Here is a 16,107-nt window from a genome sequence, read left to right on the forward strand (position 1 = left end):
GTAGAGGCGCGCGGCGAGGTGGGCCAAGAACCGGACCGAGGGGCTCGCTCCCCCGAACGGGCCGCGCTATCCATCGAGGTACCCATGGAAAGGTCTTCGATCGCGCAGGCCATCGGCGAGGGAACACGACGTCTGCGCGCGGGGGCGTCGTGGAGGCGGGGCATCGCGTGGGTGATCACGCTGGGGCTCGTCTCGGGCACGGCGCTCGCGCAATCGCCCGGGAAAAAGGCCGATCCAGGCGGGGCGAAGAAGCCCGCCGCGGGCGCACCGGGCGCGGCGGGGAAGGGACAAACCGCGAAGGACAAGGCGCCCGCGAAATCGGAGCCGGCGAAGGACAAGGCCGCGGCGGCGCAACCGCTGCCGAAGGCGCCTTCGCGGTGGACGGCGGCGCAGCCGGATCCGATGGTGGATCTCGCGATCCAGCGCGCGACGGCGGGCGGGCCGGATGCGCTCGCGGGGCTGCTCGTGGCGACGACGCTGGACGAGCGCGCGACGTTCGGAAAAGTGCGCGGAGCGCTGCGCACGGTGGCCACGACGAAGTCGCCGGTCGCGGGGGATGCGCGGGCGCTCGCGGCGTGGCTGACGCCGGCTCCGACGGGGCCTGCGTGGGCTTCGTCGAAGACGATTTCGTACGACGTCGCGCCCGACACGACTGGGCTCGTGCGGTCCTTCGCGATCCTCGGTCCGTTCCAGGACAAGGGCGAAGGGATTCGCGACAAGGAAGGTCCGGAGGCGCCGGGGCAGAAGTTCAACGACACGTCGGCGCGGTACTCGTGGGGCGTCTACGACGTCGCGTGGCGGCGCATCCTGCCGCAGTCGTCGACGTGGCGCGGCGTTCCGCTCGATCTCTACGTGCACCCGCGCGCCGAGAGCTGCACGTATCTCGCGTCGAAGGTCGTCTTCGCGAACCCGCCCGCGGGCCAGGCGCAGAAGCCCGTGCTCGTGCACGTGGCGTCGACGGGCAAGGTGCGTCTGCTCTGGGACGGCGCCGATGTCGCGATGAGCGAGGAGGTGCATCCGCGCCTCGTGCTGGATCGGCTGGCCGCGCGGATCGAGCCGACGCCGGGGCCGCACCTCGTCGCGGTGAAGGTCTGCTCGGGCGCGACCTCGGACGAGGGGCGCGTGCGCTTGCGGTTCACGGATGAAGCGGGCGCGATGATCACGGTGTCGTCGTCGTCGGACATCACGAGCGTGGTGCTGCCCGCGGCCGCGGAGAAGAAGCAGGGCAAGGCGGATCCGGCGAAGGACGCGCGTGTCGCAGCGGAGATCAAACCGCCAAAAGGGGTCACGCGTGTAAAGACGCAGCTCGAAGTGGGCCTCGACGTGGGCGCGAATCCGAGCCCGGATTCCGCGCTGCGGGCGGCGATCCTGCGGACGCTCGGGGGCGCGGAGGACGCGCGTTCGCCGCGCGCGCCGGGGCTGCTCGAAGCAGCCTTGCGAGGCAAGGACACGCCGCCCGATGTGCTCGCGCTCGCGGGGTACGTCTCGCCGTTCGGCGCGGAGCGGAGCGAGCGGCTGAACCTCGCGTTCGAGCGCGGCAAGGCGGCGAACGACGAGGCGACGGCGGCGTTCGCGCAGCGGCGGCTCTTCGAATCGTCGCTCGCGGCGCGTTATCCCGACTGGGCGATCGCGCGCGTCCGCGAGGCGCCGCTCGCGACGGCGACGGACCTCGAAGCGCGGCTGCTCAAGATCGCGGGGCGCTCGCAGATGGGCGCGCAGGGCGCGTACCGGGCGCATCGCGACGAGCTCATGGCGATGACGGGCGAGGAGCGCGGGCGCGCGCCGACGGCCGTGTGGGCCGAGCTCTCCTCGGTGACGCGCGCCGATCCGCAGACGGCGCTCCTCGCGGCGCGCAAGCTCGTCGAGCAACGCGCGGGCGCGCGGGACAGCCGCTACGTATCGGCGTTCCGGGTGCAGGGCGGCGCGGAGCTCGAGCGGGCCGCGGCCGAGAGCCTTCCGCATCAGCGATCGGCCGACGAGCTCGTGGCGATCGGGCGGCAGCTCCTCGACGCGGGCAGGAACGCGTGGGCGCGCGAGGTGTTTTATGTGGCGACCTTGCTCTCGCCGAACAAGGCGTCGGCGTTCGACGGCCTCGCGGCCGCGCGCAAGGCGGTGCTCGCGGACGAGCTTCGGCAGGGCAAACCGCCGTCGGAGCCGGCGGAGCGCGTGACCGAGGCGCTCACGCGCGCGCTCGCGCTCGAACCGACGGATCAGCAACGCAAGGCGGAGATCGCGCTCCGCACGCGCACGCCGCAGGGCAAGACGGCGATGCCCGACGAGCAGGCGATCGTGCAGCCGAGCGTCTTTCTCGCGCGGGCCAAGGCGAACCCGGCGAAGAAGGGCGAGGTCTTCGATCGGCAGCTCCACTGGACGCGTGTCGTGACGTACCACCCGGATCGACGCGTCTCGCAGCTCATGCATTACGCGCGCGAGATCGTGGTCGAGCCGCGCACGGAGATGGACCTCTACGAGCCGGACATCCCGGCCGAGGGCGATCGCACGGAGCTGCTCTTCGCGCGCGTGCACAGGAAGGACGGCTCGATCGCGCTGCCCGAAGAGCAAGGCGGCGGCGGGCGCGGCGCGTACGTGCGCTGGCCGAAGCTCGGGGCGGGCGACGTCGTGGAGATCGCGGTGCGCTCGTGGACGCGTGATCCCGTGGGCCGTCGCGGCGACGCGCCGTTCTACTTCATCGACTACGTGGGCTCGATGGATACGCGGCCGATCCTGTTCAACGAGGTCATCGTGGACTCGCCCGCGGCCTCGCCGCTCGCCGTCGACGTGATCAACGGCAAGGCCGATCGACAGGAGACGAAGACCGTCGGTGATCGCGTGATCCAGCGGTTCGTCTGGGACAACCCGACGAACGTGCGTGACGAGCCGCTCGCGCCGCCGATCGCGGAGACGGTGCCGGTCGTGGTGGGCTCGACGTTCGCGGGCTGGGGCGATTTCCGCACCTGGTACAAGAGCGCGGTCGAGGGTTTTTCCACGCCCGACGAGCGCATCAAGGAGCTCGCGGCCGAGCTCACGAAGGGCAAGAAGACACGCGACGAGAAGATCCGCGCGGTCTTCGACTACGTCGCCGACTCGATCCGGTACGTGAACTACGTCTCGGGCGAGGCGTGGCTGCCGAACCGCCCGCAGATCTCGCTCGCGAGGAAACAAGGCGACTGCGACGACAAGGCGATGCTGCTCATCACGCTGCTCAAGGCGATCGGCATCGAGGCGACCGAGGTGCTCGTGCAGACGCGTTACACGGGGCAGTCGATGCTCCTGCGCAGCGAGAAGGTGGCGGTGCCGATGTTCGATCACGGCATCGCGTACCTGCCCGCGAAGGACGGCGCGCCGGCGATGTGGCTCGACGCGACGAGCCCGCAGAGCCGCCTCGGACCGCTGCCGGCGATGGATGCGCGCACGCTCGCGTTCTTCATCGACGACGGCCCCGCGAAGATGATCGAGACGCCCGCGAGCTCGCCCGACGATCACGGCATCGACGCCGAGTGGCGGATCGAGCTCGACGTGAGCGGCCGCGGCAAGCTCACCGCGAACGAGCGGCACGTCGGCGACGCGGCCTTCGAGGCGCGCACGAACCTCGTCGAGCCCGACGCGCGCAAGCAATGGGCCGAGACGTACCTGACGGGCAAGTGGGTGCCCGGCGTGGAGCTCAAGGGCGAGGTCGGCTTCGACGGCGCGTTGCCCGGCGGCGCGGCGAAGCTCTCGTACGAGGCGACGAGCCAGGGCATCGCGCGGCGCGAAGGCAATGAGCTCGTGGTGCCGGTGAGCGACACGGCGACGCTCACGTCGCAGCTCGCGCCGCTCTCGTCACGCACGCTTCCCGTCGTGCTGCCGCCGTTCCTCGCGCCGCGGCACGAGACGCGCGCGATCACGATCGTGCCGCCCGAGGGCTACGTCTTCGCGGAGCTGCCGCCGGGCGGCGAGGAGGCGGGTGGTGAGTTCGGGCGCGCGAAGATCGAGTTTTCCCCGGGCGAGGGCGGCGCGGTCGTCGTGAAGCGCACGCTCGTGTTCGACATGTCGACGATCCCGGTCGACAAGTACACGAAGTGGCGCGCGTGGCTGCAGCGGGTCGATGGGCTCATGCACCGGCTCGTGCGGCTCGTGCCCGGAGACGCGAGCAAGACGGCGCCGCAGAAGACCGCGGAGAAGGCGTCACGATGAGCGGCGAGGGGGGCGTGGACGCGATCGCGAACGTCCTCGGGGCGTGGTTCGGCCCGGACGCGGACGAAGCCATGATCGTGCAGCGGCAGCACGCGTTGTGGTTTGGTCGGAGCGACGCGACCGATCGATTCCTGCGCGAGACGTTCGGCGATCTCGTCGTGCGTGCCCTGCGCGGCGAGCTCGCTTCGTGGGGGGAAACGCAGCGCGGCCGGATCGCGCTCCTCGTGGTTTGTGATCAGCTCACGCGGAACATCTTTCGCGGCACGCCGCGCGCGTTCGAGGGTGATCCCATCGCGCTCGCGACGGCGCGGGGGATGATCACGGCGGACGAGGATCTCGCGCTCCGGCCCGTCGAGCGGCTCTTCGTGTACTTGCCGCTCGAACACGCCGAGGACCTCGCCGTGCAGGAGCTCGTGGTCGCGCGGTTCGAAAAACTCCTCGACGTCGTGACCGGGCAGGCGCGGGGCGCCTTCGCGTCGTTCTTCGATTACGCCGTGCGCCATCGCGACATCATCCAGCGCTTCGGCCGCTTCCCGCACCGCAACGTGATCCTCGGGCGCGCCTCGACCGACGAGGAGATCGCGTTCCTGAAGGAGCCCTTCTCGTCGTTTTGAGCCCAAACGATCGCCGCGCGCTGCCTTGGGGGCTTCACAAGGCCGTCACCGAAACGTAAGAGATATCCATGGAGGTGGGTCATCCCGCCTCGCGAGGAGGTCTCATGCGTTGTCCTTCGCTTGCCGCGCCTTCCTTTCGTGCTCTTCTCTGCGTCCTCGTCCAGGTGCCGCTCGTCGCTGCGTGCAGCGGCCCCGATGAGGAGCCGCCGCCCGGGGCCACCGACTGCGTCGCGTCGGCCCTGAAATTCGACGCCGGCGATCCGAACGGGCACAAGGACCCGTTCGGCGCCAAGGCGGCGGGGCAGGCGCGCGCGGGCCGGGTGACCGACCTCTCGGGCATCGCGCAGCCGGGGCATGGCCGGCAGCAGATCGAGCCGGGGGATTTCGTCCTCGCGAACGACAAGATCGTCGTGTTCATCGAGGACAAAGATTTCTCCGATGGGTATGCGCGCTTCGGCGGCGAGATCCTCTCGATCGACAAGGCGAACGCCGACGGCAAGCCCACGGGCGTCTCGAAGTACAACGAGACGCTCACCGGGCTCTCGATCGAGATGATCGATCCGACGAGCGTCACGGTGCTGAAGGACGGCTCGGACGGCGGCGAGGCCATCGTGCGGGTCGCGGGAAAGCTTTCGAAAATCCCGTTCATGCAGGGGCCGCTCTCGTATCTGTTCCCGCGGTCGTACGAGGTCGAGGCCGCCTACGATTACGTGCTCCGGCCGGGGGAGGAGCGCGTCACGATGCGCGTGGGCCTCGTCAATGCGACGAACGAGCCCATCGATCTCGGCGTGGAACGGCCGGATCCGGACGAGCTCTTCGGCTTCTTCCATTATTCGAATGCGCAGCTCGTCACGCCCGAGTCCGGCTTCGCCGAGCCCTCGGGGAAGGTCGCGTGGGCGGGCTTCGACGGCGGCGATTTCGGCTTCGCGTTCCGCATCCCGGACCACGAGCTCGCGTACGGCCTCACGGTCAGCGGTTTTTCCCTCTTTTACGGCCCCGGGTTCGTCGTGGATGCTTGCTCGGCGAAGACCATCGATCGGGCGGAGATCATCGCGGGCGGGCCCGATTACGACGGCCTGCGCGAGGCGGTGCGGCGCGTCTCGGGCGAGGCGCCGTGGCGCGAGATCAAGGGCAAGGTCGAGGACGCGCAAGGCAATGGCGTCGCGGGCGCGTGGCTGCACGCGACGAGCGCGGAAGGCGAATATTTGAGCCGGACGCGGACCGATTCGGACGGCTCGTTCGTGGTGCACGTGCCGCCGGGCGCGCCCGTGACGCTCGTGCCGCAAAAGCAGGGATATGCGCCGCACGCGGGCTTCGGGGTCGGCGCGGACGAGGCGACGGCGACCATTCCGCTCGATCCGAACGGCACGATTCACGTGGTCGCGAAGGATACGGCATCCGGCGCGGCGCTGCCGGTGCGCGTGCAGGTCGTGCCGAAGGATACGTTCGCCGCCTCGCCCGAGGCCTTCGGCGTCGCCGACGAGGCGAACGGGCGATTGCACCAGGTCTTCGCGATGGATGGCAATGCGACGGTCGCGGTGCCGCCGGGCGAGCATACGGTGATCGTGTCGCGCGGCTACGAATGGGAGCTCCTCCGCACGGACGTCACGGTCGCGGCGGGCGAGACGCTGGAGGTCCCGGCGAGCCTCGCGCATTCGGTCGACTCGACGGGCGTCATGTGCGCCGATTTTCACATTCATTCGCAGTTCTCGGCGGATTCGAATGACCGGATCGAGCACAAGGTGCGCGGGGCGATCGCGGACGGGCTCGACATCCCCGTGTCGAGCGAGCACGAGTGGGTCGCGGATTTCCAGCCCTTGATCCAGAACATGGGGCTCACGCAATGGGCGTTCGGGATGGCGTCGGAGGAGCTGACCACGTTCTCGTGGGGGCATTTCGGGGTCGTGCCGATGACGCCGGACCCGAAGAAGGCGAACAACGGCGCGGTCGACTGGATCGGCAAGGACCCGAAGGACGTCTTCGCGCTCGTGCGCGCCTTGCCCGATAACCCCGTGCTCATCGTGAACCATCCGAGCGGCGGCGGGTTCCAGGCGTATTTCAGCGCCGCGGCGCTCGATCGGAAGACGGGCAAGGGCCGGGACGGGTTCTGGAGCGACGATTTCGACGCGGTCGAGGTCTTCAACGACTCCGATTTCGAGGCGAACCGGGACGAATCGATCGCGGACTGGTTCGCGCTCCTCGAGGCGGGCATGACGGTCTGGGCCGTGGGCAGCTCGGACAGCCATCATATACGGACGAGCCCGGTGGGGTATCCGCGGACGTGTCTGTCTTTCGGGCACGACGATCCGACGAAGCTGACGAAAGAGCTGGTGCGTGACGCGATCGCGAGCGGCGGGTCGACGATCAGCGGCGGCCTCTTCATGACGGCGACCGGCCCGAACGGGGAAAAACCCGGCCAGATGGTGCAAACCGGCGCGGGCGGGATGGCGACGTTCACGCTGACGATCGAGGCGGCGAGCTGGGTCGACGCGAGCATGCTGGAGACGATCGTGAATGGAAAGACGGTATCGACGGAGGCGCTGGTGCCGGTGGATGGCTGGGCCGGTCCGTCGAAAAAATTCGTCAATCAGGTCACGGTGACGCTGGACCCTTCGCGGTCGAGGAACTGGGTGCTATTCCACGCGAAGGGCGGCGGGGACCTCGCTCCGTTGCATCCAGGGAGGCGGCCGTTCGCGGCATCGAATCCGTTCTTCTTGAAACCGTGATGCGGCCACGCGCGCCGACCTCGTGCGGCGTGATCCGTTCCTGACGAACCTGTCCGGCAGCCCGAAAACGAGCGGGACGGGAGCCGATCGTCCCCACGCGCGTTGCAGGCATTGTATATACTGAGCCTGCCATCATGCACCCATATCGTCATCGTGCCGTCCGATGTCGGAGACGGCCCGCCTGGCAAAGGCGCAGGGTCCCAGCGGCAAGGCCGCGTGCAGGGGCCGAGGCGACGAGCGCTCGCTCGGGAGAACGTGCGCGCGGTCGGGGGGTTCAGGGCGCGTGGTGCGAGGTTCATTCTATGCCGCATCGAATACCGGAGACCAGGAGCTCGGGCATGCTCGGCGTCGCCACGGACATCACCGCGCGCAGGCGCGCGCAGGACGCGCTCGAGCAGCAGCAAGCGGTGCTCAAGTACGTCATCGCGAACGTCCCTCACGCCATTTTCTGGAAGGATCGCGAGGGGAGGTTCCTGGGCGGGAACCAGAATTTTCTGAATGACTCCGGCACGAAGACGCTGGAGAACCTCGTCGGAAAGACCGATTACGACATCTGGAGCCGGCGCGAGGACGCGGATGCATTCGTCAAGGTCGACCGTGAGGTGATGGAGAGCGGCACGCCCATCCTCGACATCGAAGAACCCGTCCTCCGCACGGATGGAGCGCAACGCGTGCTGCTCACGAGCAAGGTCCCGATTCGCGACGAGCGAGGCGAGGTGACCGGGCTGCTCGGCATTTACGCGGACATCACCGAGCGCAAGCAGATGGAGATCGATCTGCAGAATGCCAAGGAGGTCGCCGACGACGCGGCCCGCGCCAAGGGACAGTTCCTCACGGTCATGAGCCACGAGCTGCGCACGCCGCTCGCGCTGATCCTGGGCCCGCTCGCCTCGCTGCTCTCGAGCGACACGAGTGATGGCGCGCCCCTCGCGCCGCGGGTGCGCGCGGACCTCGAGCGCATCCAGCGCAACGCGCGCAGGCTCCATCGCCTCGTCGACGACATCCTCGATCATCAAAAAATCGAGGCCGACAAGCTCACGGTCGACTGGGAGGCCGTCGACGCCGCCGAGCTCTGCGCCGATATCGTCGACGCCGCGCGCCCCGCGGCCGAGCGCGCCGGCGTGGCGCTTTTGCTGGAGGCCACGGCGCGGGAGCTCATCCCGCTCGATCGGCGTAAATTCGAGAAGATCGTGCTGAATTTGCTCGGCAATGCCCTGAAGTTCACCCCGCAGGGGGGGCGCATCGTGGTGCGCTTGCAGAAGGTCGGCGAAGAGCTCGAGCTCTCGGTCGAGGATACGGGGCCGGGCATTCCGGCGGACAAGCAACACCTGCTCTTTCGACGATTCCAGCAGATCGACACGTCGGCGACGCGCAAGCACGAAGGGACGGGGGTCGGGCTCTCGCTCGTCAAAGAGCTCGCAGAGCTCATGGGTGGCAAGGCCTGTGTGGAGAGCGCGGTCGGCGTGGGCTCGCGTTTCTTCGTGCGTCTCCCGTGCGCTTCGGATGATGTCGTCGTGCCGCAGCCTCCGATCGTGCCTACGAATGCGCGGTCGTCCGCGCCGCATGCGGGCCATTTCGAGGCGTCCGCGCCGCCGGCCGCAGCGTGTGCCCGGTGCGTCCGGACGAACGTGCACCGCCCGCGTGTGCTCGTGGCCGAGGACAATCCGGACATGGGCTCGTACCTGCTGGATATCCTCTCCGCCGAATACGAGGTCGAGCTCGTGACGAACGGCCGCGCGGCCCTCGAAGCCGTGGAGGCGAGGCGGCCCGATGTCATCGTGTCGGACGTGATGATGCCCGAGATGGACGGCTTCGAGCTCGTCCGCCGGCTCAAGCAGGATTCCGCATTGCGGGACATTCCGATCCTCCTGCTCACGGCCCGGGCAGGCTGCGCCGCGGCGGCCGTGGGTCTCGACACCGGCGCGGACGATTACCTGGCCAAACCGTTCGATCCGGCCGAGCTTTCGGCGCGTGTGCGCGCGGCGGAGCGGCTGCATCGCGCGCATACGGAGCTGGCCGAGAAAAACCGCGAGCTCGCGCGGACGTTGCAGAGGCTGTCGGAGACGCAGGAGGAGCTCGTGCAGGCCGGAAAGATGGCCGCGGTGGGCACCATGCTGGCGGGCCTCTCGCACGAGATCAACAATCCCCTCGCCATCATCCTGATGAATGCGCAGCTCTCGCTCCGGAGGCTCGGCGCGGCCGAGGAGTCGCGCCTCGACGAGGCCTCGCTCCGCAAGGCGCTGCGCACCATCGAAACGCAGGCGACACGTTGCTCGGGCCTCGTGCACACGCTGCTCGACTATTCACGCGGCCATCCGACGGAGGAGGAGCCGTGCGACGTGCGGGCGGCGCTCGACCGCGTGCGTGAATTCACCGCGGCCCAGGCGCGCGCGCGCGGCGTGCGTCTCGAGGTATCGCAGGATCCCGGGGCGCCGCCGGCGGTGCTCGCGAACGTGTCGCAGCTCGACGCGGCTTTGCTCAACGTGGTCGGCAATGCGCTCGATTCCGTCTCCGAGGGCGGCGCCGTCTCCGTCCTCGCGCGGCCGCGGCCATCGGGGGAGGATGCCGCCGCGCCCGGCGTGGAAATCGAGGTGCGCGACACTGGATGTGGGATTCCCGCGGAGAACCTCGATCGCATCTTCGACCCATTCTTCACCACGAAGCCGCCGGGGCAGGGGACGGGCCTCGGGCTCACGCTCACGCAAAGGTTTGTCATGGACCATGGCGGACGCCTCCAGGTGGCGAGCAAGCTCGGCGAAGGGACGACGGTCCGCATGTGGCTGCCAGCCGTGCCGATGTAGTCGCGCGCTCGCGCAAAGCGTGTATCCTTGGGTGTCCATGGAGGCACGGAAACGCGACGACGTGGAGTTCGAGGCGAAGATCCTCTGCGATCGCGGGGACTTCGAGGGGGCCGCGACCCTCGCGCTGAAGGGGTACGGCTCCGAGGTCTACACGTTCCTCGGGGCGCGGCACCTCGATCGCGACGAGGCGGACGACGTATTCGCGCAGTTCGCCGAGGCGCTCTGGAAGAGCCTGCCGGGCTTCGCCTGGATGTCGTCGCTTCGCACGTTCGTATATGCCGTGGCGCGACGAACGTCGCTCTACCATCGCCGCGAGGCGCATCGGCGGCGCAAGCGCGAGGCGCCGATCGACGGCGGATCCGTGGTGTCGCACGTCGCCGCCGCGATTCGCAGCGCGACCGCGCCGATGCTGCGCTCCGAGGTGAAGAACCGCATCGCCGAGCTTCGCGCCGAATTGCCCGAGGAGGACCAGGAGCTGCTCGTGCTGCGCGTGGATCGGCAGCTCTCGTGGCTCGAGCTCGCCGAGGTCCTGCGCGGTGAGGACGAGGCGCCGCTCGAAGGCGAGATGCTCAAGCGTGAAGCCGCGCGGCTCCGGAAGCGATTTCAGCTCGTCAAGGACGGCCTCCGCGAGCGGGCGCGCCGCGAGGGGTTGATCCCCGAGGACGACGACGACCGGTGATCGTATGAAGGCCGCGCCGGGCGAATCGCTCGATACGCTCGATCTCGAAGGGCTCGACGACGTCGGCGAATCGGACGCATTTCTGCGGGCCGCCGCGCACGTGAGCGGTGTTCTGCCATTGCCACAATTCGCGCGGGAAGGAGCGTGGATCGCGGGTCGATATCGGCTCGATGGGCGCCTCGGGCGCGGCGGTTATGGCGAGGTGTGGGACGCGCATGATCGCCTGTCGGGCGAGCGGGTAGCTTTGAAGATCCTGCGGCCCGGGACGGGGGAGCTCGCCGCGCGTGCTTGCCGGGAGGTCGCGTCGCTCCGGCTCCTCCGGCTCCCTGGGATCGTGCGGCTCATCGACGAGGGAATCGAGGACGAACATCCGTTCGTCGTGATGGAACGCGCGGAAGGCACGCCTTTTCCGGGCGTGGCCGTGCCGTGCGCGTGGTCTGCGCTCGAAGGGCCGCTCGGAAAGCTCTGCGAGGCGCTCGCGCGGGTGCACGCCGTGGGGCTTTTGCATCGGGATCTCAAGCCGGGCAATGTGCTCGTCGACGGCGCGGGGCGGCCGACGATCCTCGATTTCGGGCTCTCGTGCCTGAGCGCGGCGACAGCCGAGCGGATCACGGGCGTGGGGATGGTCGTGGGCACGGCGGCGTATCTCGCGCCGGAGCAGATCTCCGAGCGCCCGCTCTCCGCGCGAACGGATCTCTATGCCGTCGGCGTGATGGCGTTTCATGCGCTCACGGGCCGATTTCCGCACGCATCGGAGGATCTCGCGGAGCTCTTGCGCGGAAAGCTCACGGAGCGGCCGCCCGCGCTCGCTTCGCTCGTGGAAGATGTGCCCGCGCATGTGGCGGCCATCGTGGATCGGCTGCTCGCGACAAACCCCGACGAGCGCCCGCGCTCGGCCGCCGAGGTCGCCGCGGTGTTTCGGGGAGGGGGCGTTTCGCGGGCGCCGTCGACCGTACACGCAATCATCGCCGCCGACAAACCCATCGACGAGGTGAGCCTGCGGGCGCTCTTCGCGGGACCGGATCGGCTGCTGCACCTGCGCGAGGACGCGGCGCGGCTTTTGTTTTCGCGCACGGGCGGCGATCCGGCTCGAATCGAGCAAGAGATCGAGGGCTGGACGGGCGCGGGGCTCTGCCGCTGGGATGGGGAAATGCTCGCGATGAATCGCGAGGCGATCGACGCGCTCGAAGCACCGGTGCGGCTCGCAGGTATGCTCGCGGCCGAGGGGGCGCCGTCGGCGCTCGCCATTGCGGAGGAGGCGATGGGCTCGGCGGCGGCGCTCGCGGCGGAAGGACGGCTCGCGCGGGCCATTCTCCATCTCGAAGAGGGATTGCGGGCATTGCGGGGCCTTTCGGAGGTGCCTGTGGACGCCTTCGATCGATTGCTCTCGCAATGGGTCGAGATCGCGCTCACCGAGGGTTCGCCGCAAGGGCTCGATCGGGCGCTGTACGAGCTATGCCGGCCGGGGCCGGGGACGGAGCGCAGGCGCGCGCTCGAGCGGCTCGTTCGCGTGGCGCTCGCGGTGAATGCGTGGACCGAGCGCGCGGCCGAGCTGGCGGAGGGTTTGCCTTCGTTTTCGGATCCACGCCTCGAACGATTGCGTTACGGGGTGCGGGTGCTTTCGGCGCGGCGCGTGTCGCTCGCGCGCGAGGAGGCCGTGATCGAAGAGGCGCGGGTCTGGGCTTCTGCGAGCGGGGCTCGGGCGGCGCGGGCGGCGCACGCGGCGTGGCTCGGCAGGCTCAGGTATTGCCAGAATCGATTCGAGGAGGCTGCGCGGCTCGAAGAGGAGGCGGCGGACGGAGCGCCGTTTCGATCGATGGAAATCGCGGCGCGGCTCGATGCGGCGTCGGCGTGGATGGAGGCGTTTCGGCTGGAGCGGGCGGCCGCGGGCGCGGCGGCGGCGATGGAGGTCGCGCGGAGGTTTCGATTGCCGCTCTTCGAGGCGAGGGCCGAATGGCTGCGTCGTTGCATCGAGTATCGCGCGGGGAAGACGGACGGCGAGGGGCCGGACGAGGAGCTCGTCGAGGCTGCGTCGCGGCTCGGGAGCCTGCACGTCGAGGGGCTCGTGGCGGTCGCGGAGGCGGCGGTGGCGTATCGGAAGGGGGATCCCGAGGCCACGCGGGCGCTCGCCGGGCGGGCATTTCGGTGTTTTTCGGGGACGGGGCATCCGCTCGGGAGATTGCTCGCGGGGGCCTTGCTCGTCGCGGCGGGCGAGCGTTTGTCGGAGGACAACGTCGAGGCGATCCTCTCGAAGGCGCGCACCTGTCCCGTGCCGAGCGTGGGGATTCAGGTGCTCGCGTTGCTCGCGGAGGGCGGGGTTTCCGTGGAGGTGGAGGAGGCGGCGCTTTCCGAGATGGCGAGCGTGGTGCCGGCGGAGCATGTGTCCTGCCGGCTCGACGTGCTTTCGATCGAGGAGGCGCTCGCGCGGCTCGTTCAGGGGTCGAGCGTGGGGATGTTGCAATCGGCGAGGATCGTGCGGTAGGCCAAATCTCTCGGGATGCTGGTGGCCCCGGGCCGTGTCGGCGTGTACTCGCGGTCGTATTCGATCTCGTACGATCCGCCGGAGGCGCTGGGGGGCGTGTACTTGCCATACCCGCTCGATTCCGACGTGAAGAGCATCCAGGTCTCGCGCGCGCGATCGCTCGTGGCATCGGCTTCTCGATAGGGGGCCACGTCGACATATCCGACGTGGAGCCCCTTCTGCAAGATCCTCCAAACACCCCAGTCGATTTGCCCCGCATCGGAGGGCCCCTCGCCGAGGCGCCTGGAGGAGGGGCGCGCAATCGGCGTGACCTCGCCGAGATCGGCGCACGTCGCCTTGATGTAGAGATGGTTCGCGGTCGTCGGAATGCTCCTCGCATAGACCGTCGGATCGAAACCTGCGAGGCTGAATGTGCCATCGTACTCGAATTCGAGCACGCTCGTCCTCGAGATGGGGAACCTGCCGCGATACTCGCGTCGCCCGCTCGGCGCCGTGTAGACGCCGTGCGTGGTGGACCGGGTCGTGTAGAGATACCAGTGCTCGACGCCGCCCGTGACCACGACGCGTCCGACCTCCACCTTGTCGCCGTGGTGGAGAGAGTATTTGCCATCCTCGATGTGCATGATCATGGCATTCACCGTCCTTTCCGCGAGGGAATCAAGGTACACAAGTCCCGGAGATGGTGCACTGCCCGCCGCAACCATAAAGCGTCTGATTCTCCTTGACGCAGTCCGGATCCGGCATGCCGCAGTTGCAGTCGCAGCCATCATTTCCGTTGTAGTACGAGGGCGAGCAGGCCCAGCCCGCGGGCGCCGTCGGGGAGGCGTAGAAGTAGTAGTCGGCCGTGTAGTCGACCCAGACGAGCTGATTGCGGTTCGCCGCGCTGCACGTCGAGGACGGCGCCTTGCCGGAGGTCGTGTTCACGCGCTGGATGAAGGCGATCGGCGAGAAGACGCCGCTGCCCGAGCGCTCGATGACCTCGATCTTGAGCCAGGGGATCGCATTCGGATCGGGCGACGGGACCTCGGAGACCTTCCGGCCGCGGATGGTGCTGCCGTCCGTGCCGCGCCATTGCGGACCGGCATAATGGTGGCCGAGGACGTCGAAGGGCGTGTGCGGGTCGAGCAGCACGGCCGAGGGCGCCGAGAGGACCCATTGCGAGCCGTCGCAGACGTAGATCTGGTGCCCCTTCGCGGCCATCTTGTGGACGAGAGGATGATTCGAGGGGACGGCGATCGACGGATCCGTCGCCGGCGCGCCGAGCAAGCGCTGCATGTACACGTACACGGCGTCGGTGGCCGGATAAGGCGCGTAATTCACGACCATCCAGGGGCCGAACGCGATCTCCGAGAAATACGCCGCGAACCGGCCGGCGTCGTCGCCGGACCAGTAACTCATCGGATACTTACCGCCGTTCTCGCGGCGCCAATCGGCCGGGAGCGAGAAGCCGGTGGTGCCCGCGGCTTCGTGACCCACGGTCATCAAGCAGAGGACCTCACCGCCGCGGTTCGGTTGCGAGTAGATGAGGAGCCCCTTCGACGTGCAATTCGCCGCATTGCTCTGCACCGTGAGCGCCTGCGCGGACGTGCCCACGTCGCCTTCGCCCTCCGCCACGGGAGCGGATCCCGCGGGCGCGCCGCGGCGCTTCGCCGTGAGGGCCGCGAATTCACGCGCGTCCATGTCGACGACCTTCTCGGTCTGCTCGCCATTGTCGTCGTGATCGAGGACCGTGATCCGAATGGTGGCGGTCTCCTCGGCGAGGTCGTCGCCTTCGAGATCGCCGGGCAAGGCGCCCTGGTCGACGCAGGCGCCGAGCGCGAGCGGGAGGGCGAAGAGCGAGAGCGAAGTCGTGGTGCGCATGATGGAATCCTCCGTCCGGCACGCCGTCGTCGGCGTGGCCACAGAAAAGGTCGGGGAGCGCAGGCGAAGCGCGGCACGAGGGCCGCTTCGTCCTGCCTTTCGACCGGTGGTTGCGGAGGTTCCGGGATGTGAACGAAAAAAAGATGAGGCCAGATACGGTGCGCTAGCTCACGTGAACATGTCCGCGACCTGGCAGGAGAAGCCAGGCAGCACGTCGCCGCCGTCGAGCGTGTCGTCGGGGCCGAGGATCTTCACTTGATTGGGGGGCGTGAAGAGCACGATGCGGCGGGGCTCCGGATCGACGAGCCAAACCATTTGTGACCCGCCGGCGATGTATTCGAGCGCCTTCTTGGTCATTTCCGAAATGGATTGGCTGTCGCTGACCACTTCCACGGCGATGTCCGGCGCCCCTTCGAGCCAGCCGTCCACGCCTTTGCCCGTGGGCACCCGCTCTTTTCGCACCATGGCGACGTCGGGGCCGCGTAGGCGATCAGGGTTTCGCGCGAGCTTCACCCCCGGATCGGCAACGGACACGCTCCAGCCAGGCTGCTCGCGTACATAAAGCCTCAGCAAGAAGCCGATCGAGAGAACGAGCTCTCCGTGTCGCCACGTGCCCCTGGTCATCGGAACCCACTCCCCATCGACGATCTCGCCCGCCTGCTCGTCAGGATCGAGACGGGCCGCCTCTTCGAAGGTCATGCGCTGGTTCGGGACAACACGCTCGGCCGTGCCCATGATGCTGCCAAGGGTAGCACGCGCGTCCGCCATCGCC

General features: G+C 68.8%; 9 protein-coding genes. 6 read left to right on the top strand and 3 right to left on the bottom strand.

Translation table 11 applies throughout. The features are described from left to right. Positions 1-84 precede the first annotated feature (84 nt). From QHF84_RS39470 to QHF84_RS39495, 6 genes are all read left to right on the top strand, one after another. A complete protein-coding gene (locus QHF84_RS39470; protein WP_281318727.1) occupies positions 85-4,173 on the top strand; it encodes a transglutaminase-like domain-containing protein in 4,089 nt (1,362 codons plus the stop codon). Next, positions 4,170-4,787, top strand: coding sequence for a DUF924 family protein (locus tag QHF84_RS39475; protein WP_281318728.1), 618 nt, complete (start codon positions 4,170-4,172; stop codon positions 4,785-4,787). The genes QHF84_RS39470 and QHF84_RS39475 overlap by 4 nt, the downstream gene beginning before the upstream one ends. 104 nt (positions 4,788-4,891) lie before the next feature. Then, positions 4,892-7,513 carry a CehA/McbA family metallohydrolase gene (locus QHF84_RS39480; RefSeq protein WP_281318729.1) on the top strand — a complete coding sequence of 874 codons (2,622 nt, stop codon included), beginning with the start codon at positions 4,892-4,894 and terminating at the stop codon, positions 7,511-7,513. Between the two features lie 302 nt (positions 7,514-7,815). Then, positions 7,816-10,314 (top strand): ATP-binding protein, encoded by a 2,499-nt coding sequence (locus QHF84_RS39485; RefSeq protein ID WP_281318730.1) that lies wholly within the window; start codon positions 7,816-7,818, stop codon positions 10,312-10,314. A 37-nt stretch (positions 10,315-10,351) separates the two neighbouring features. Then, positions 10,352-10,993 carry a sigma-70 family RNA polymerase sigma factor gene (locus QHF84_RS39490; RefSeq protein ID WP_281318731.1) on the top strand — a complete coding sequence of 214 codons (642 nt, stop codon included), beginning with the start codon at positions 10,352-10,354 and terminating at the stop codon, positions 10,991-10,993. Positions 10,994-10,997: 4 nt separating this feature from the next. Continuing rightward, entirely contained in the window at positions 10,998-13,475 is a 2,478-nt protein-coding gene (locus tag QHF84_RS39495; RefSeq protein WP_281318732.1) for a serine/threonine-protein kinase, read from the top strand. Here QHF84_RS39495 and QHF84_RS39500 read toward each other — a convergent pair. The 3 genes from QHF84_RS39500 to QHF84_RS39510 all read right to left on the bottom strand — a co-directional run bounded on the left by QHF84_RS39500 (position 13,427) and on the right by QHF84_RS39510 (position 16,103). Continuing rightward, positions 13,427-14,104, bottom strand: a complete 678-nt coding sequence (locus tag QHF84_RS39500) for a hypothetical protein (protein ID WP_281318733.1) — start codon at positions 14,102-14,104, stop codon at positions 13,427-13,429. The two genes, QHF84_RS39495 and QHF84_RS39500, sit on opposite strands and share 49 nt — an antisense overlap. Positions 14,105-14,132: 28 nt before the next feature. Next, complete coding sequence (locus tag QHF84_RS39505; RefSeq protein ID WP_281318734.1) at positions 14,133-15,335, bottom strand: DUF3455 domain-containing protein; 1,203 nt, start codon at positions 15,333-15,335, stop codon at positions 14,133-14,135. Between the two features lie 168 nt (positions 15,336-15,503). After that, entirely contained in the window at positions 15,504-16,103 is a 600-nt protein-coding gene (locus QHF84_RS39510) for a Uma2 family endonuclease (protein WP_281318735.1), read from the bottom strand. Positions 16,104-16,107 lie beyond the last annotated feature (4 nt).

It is taken from the genome of Polyangium sp. y55x31 (genome assembly GCF_029946505.1).
Taxonomy (GTDB): domain Bacteria; phylum Myxococcota_A; class Polyangia; order Polyangiales; family Polyangiaceae; genus Polyangium.

Coding starts and splice junctions, on each gene's coding strand:
- QHF84_RS39470 (WP_281318727.1), top strand. CDS start 85: ATGGAAAGGTCTTCGATCGCGCAGGCCATCGGCGAGGGAACACGACGT.
- QHF84_RS39475 (WP_281318728.1), top strand. CDS start 4,170: ATGAGCGGCGAGGGGGGCGTGGACGCGATCGCGAACGTCCTCGGGGCG.
- QHF84_RS39480 (WP_281318729.1), top strand. CDS start 4,892: ATGCGTTGTCCTTCGCTTGCCGCGCCTTCCTTTCGTGCTCTTCTCTGC.
- QHF84_RS39485 (WP_281318730.1), top strand. CDS start 7,816: ATGCCGCATCGAATACCGGAGACCAGGAGCTCGGGCATGCTCGGCGTC.
- QHF84_RS39490 (WP_281318731.1), top strand. CDS start 10,352: ATGGAGGCACGGAAACGCGACGACGTGGAGTTCGAGGCGAAGATCCTC.
- QHF84_RS39495 (WP_281318732.1), top strand. CDS start 10,998: ATGAAGGCCGCGCCGGGCGAATCGCTCGATACGCTCGATCTCGAAGGG.
- QHF84_RS39500 (WP_281318733.1), bottom strand. CDS start 14,104: ATGATCATGCACATCGAGGATGGCAAATACTCTCTCCACCACGGCGAC.
- QHF84_RS39505 (WP_281318734.1), bottom strand. CDS start 15,335: ATGCGCACCACGACTTCGCTCTCGCTCTTCGCCCTCCCGCTCGCGCTC.
- QHF84_RS39510 (WP_281318735.1), bottom strand. CDS start 16,103: ATGGCGGACGCGCGTGCTACCCTTGGCAGCATCATGGGCACGGCCGAG.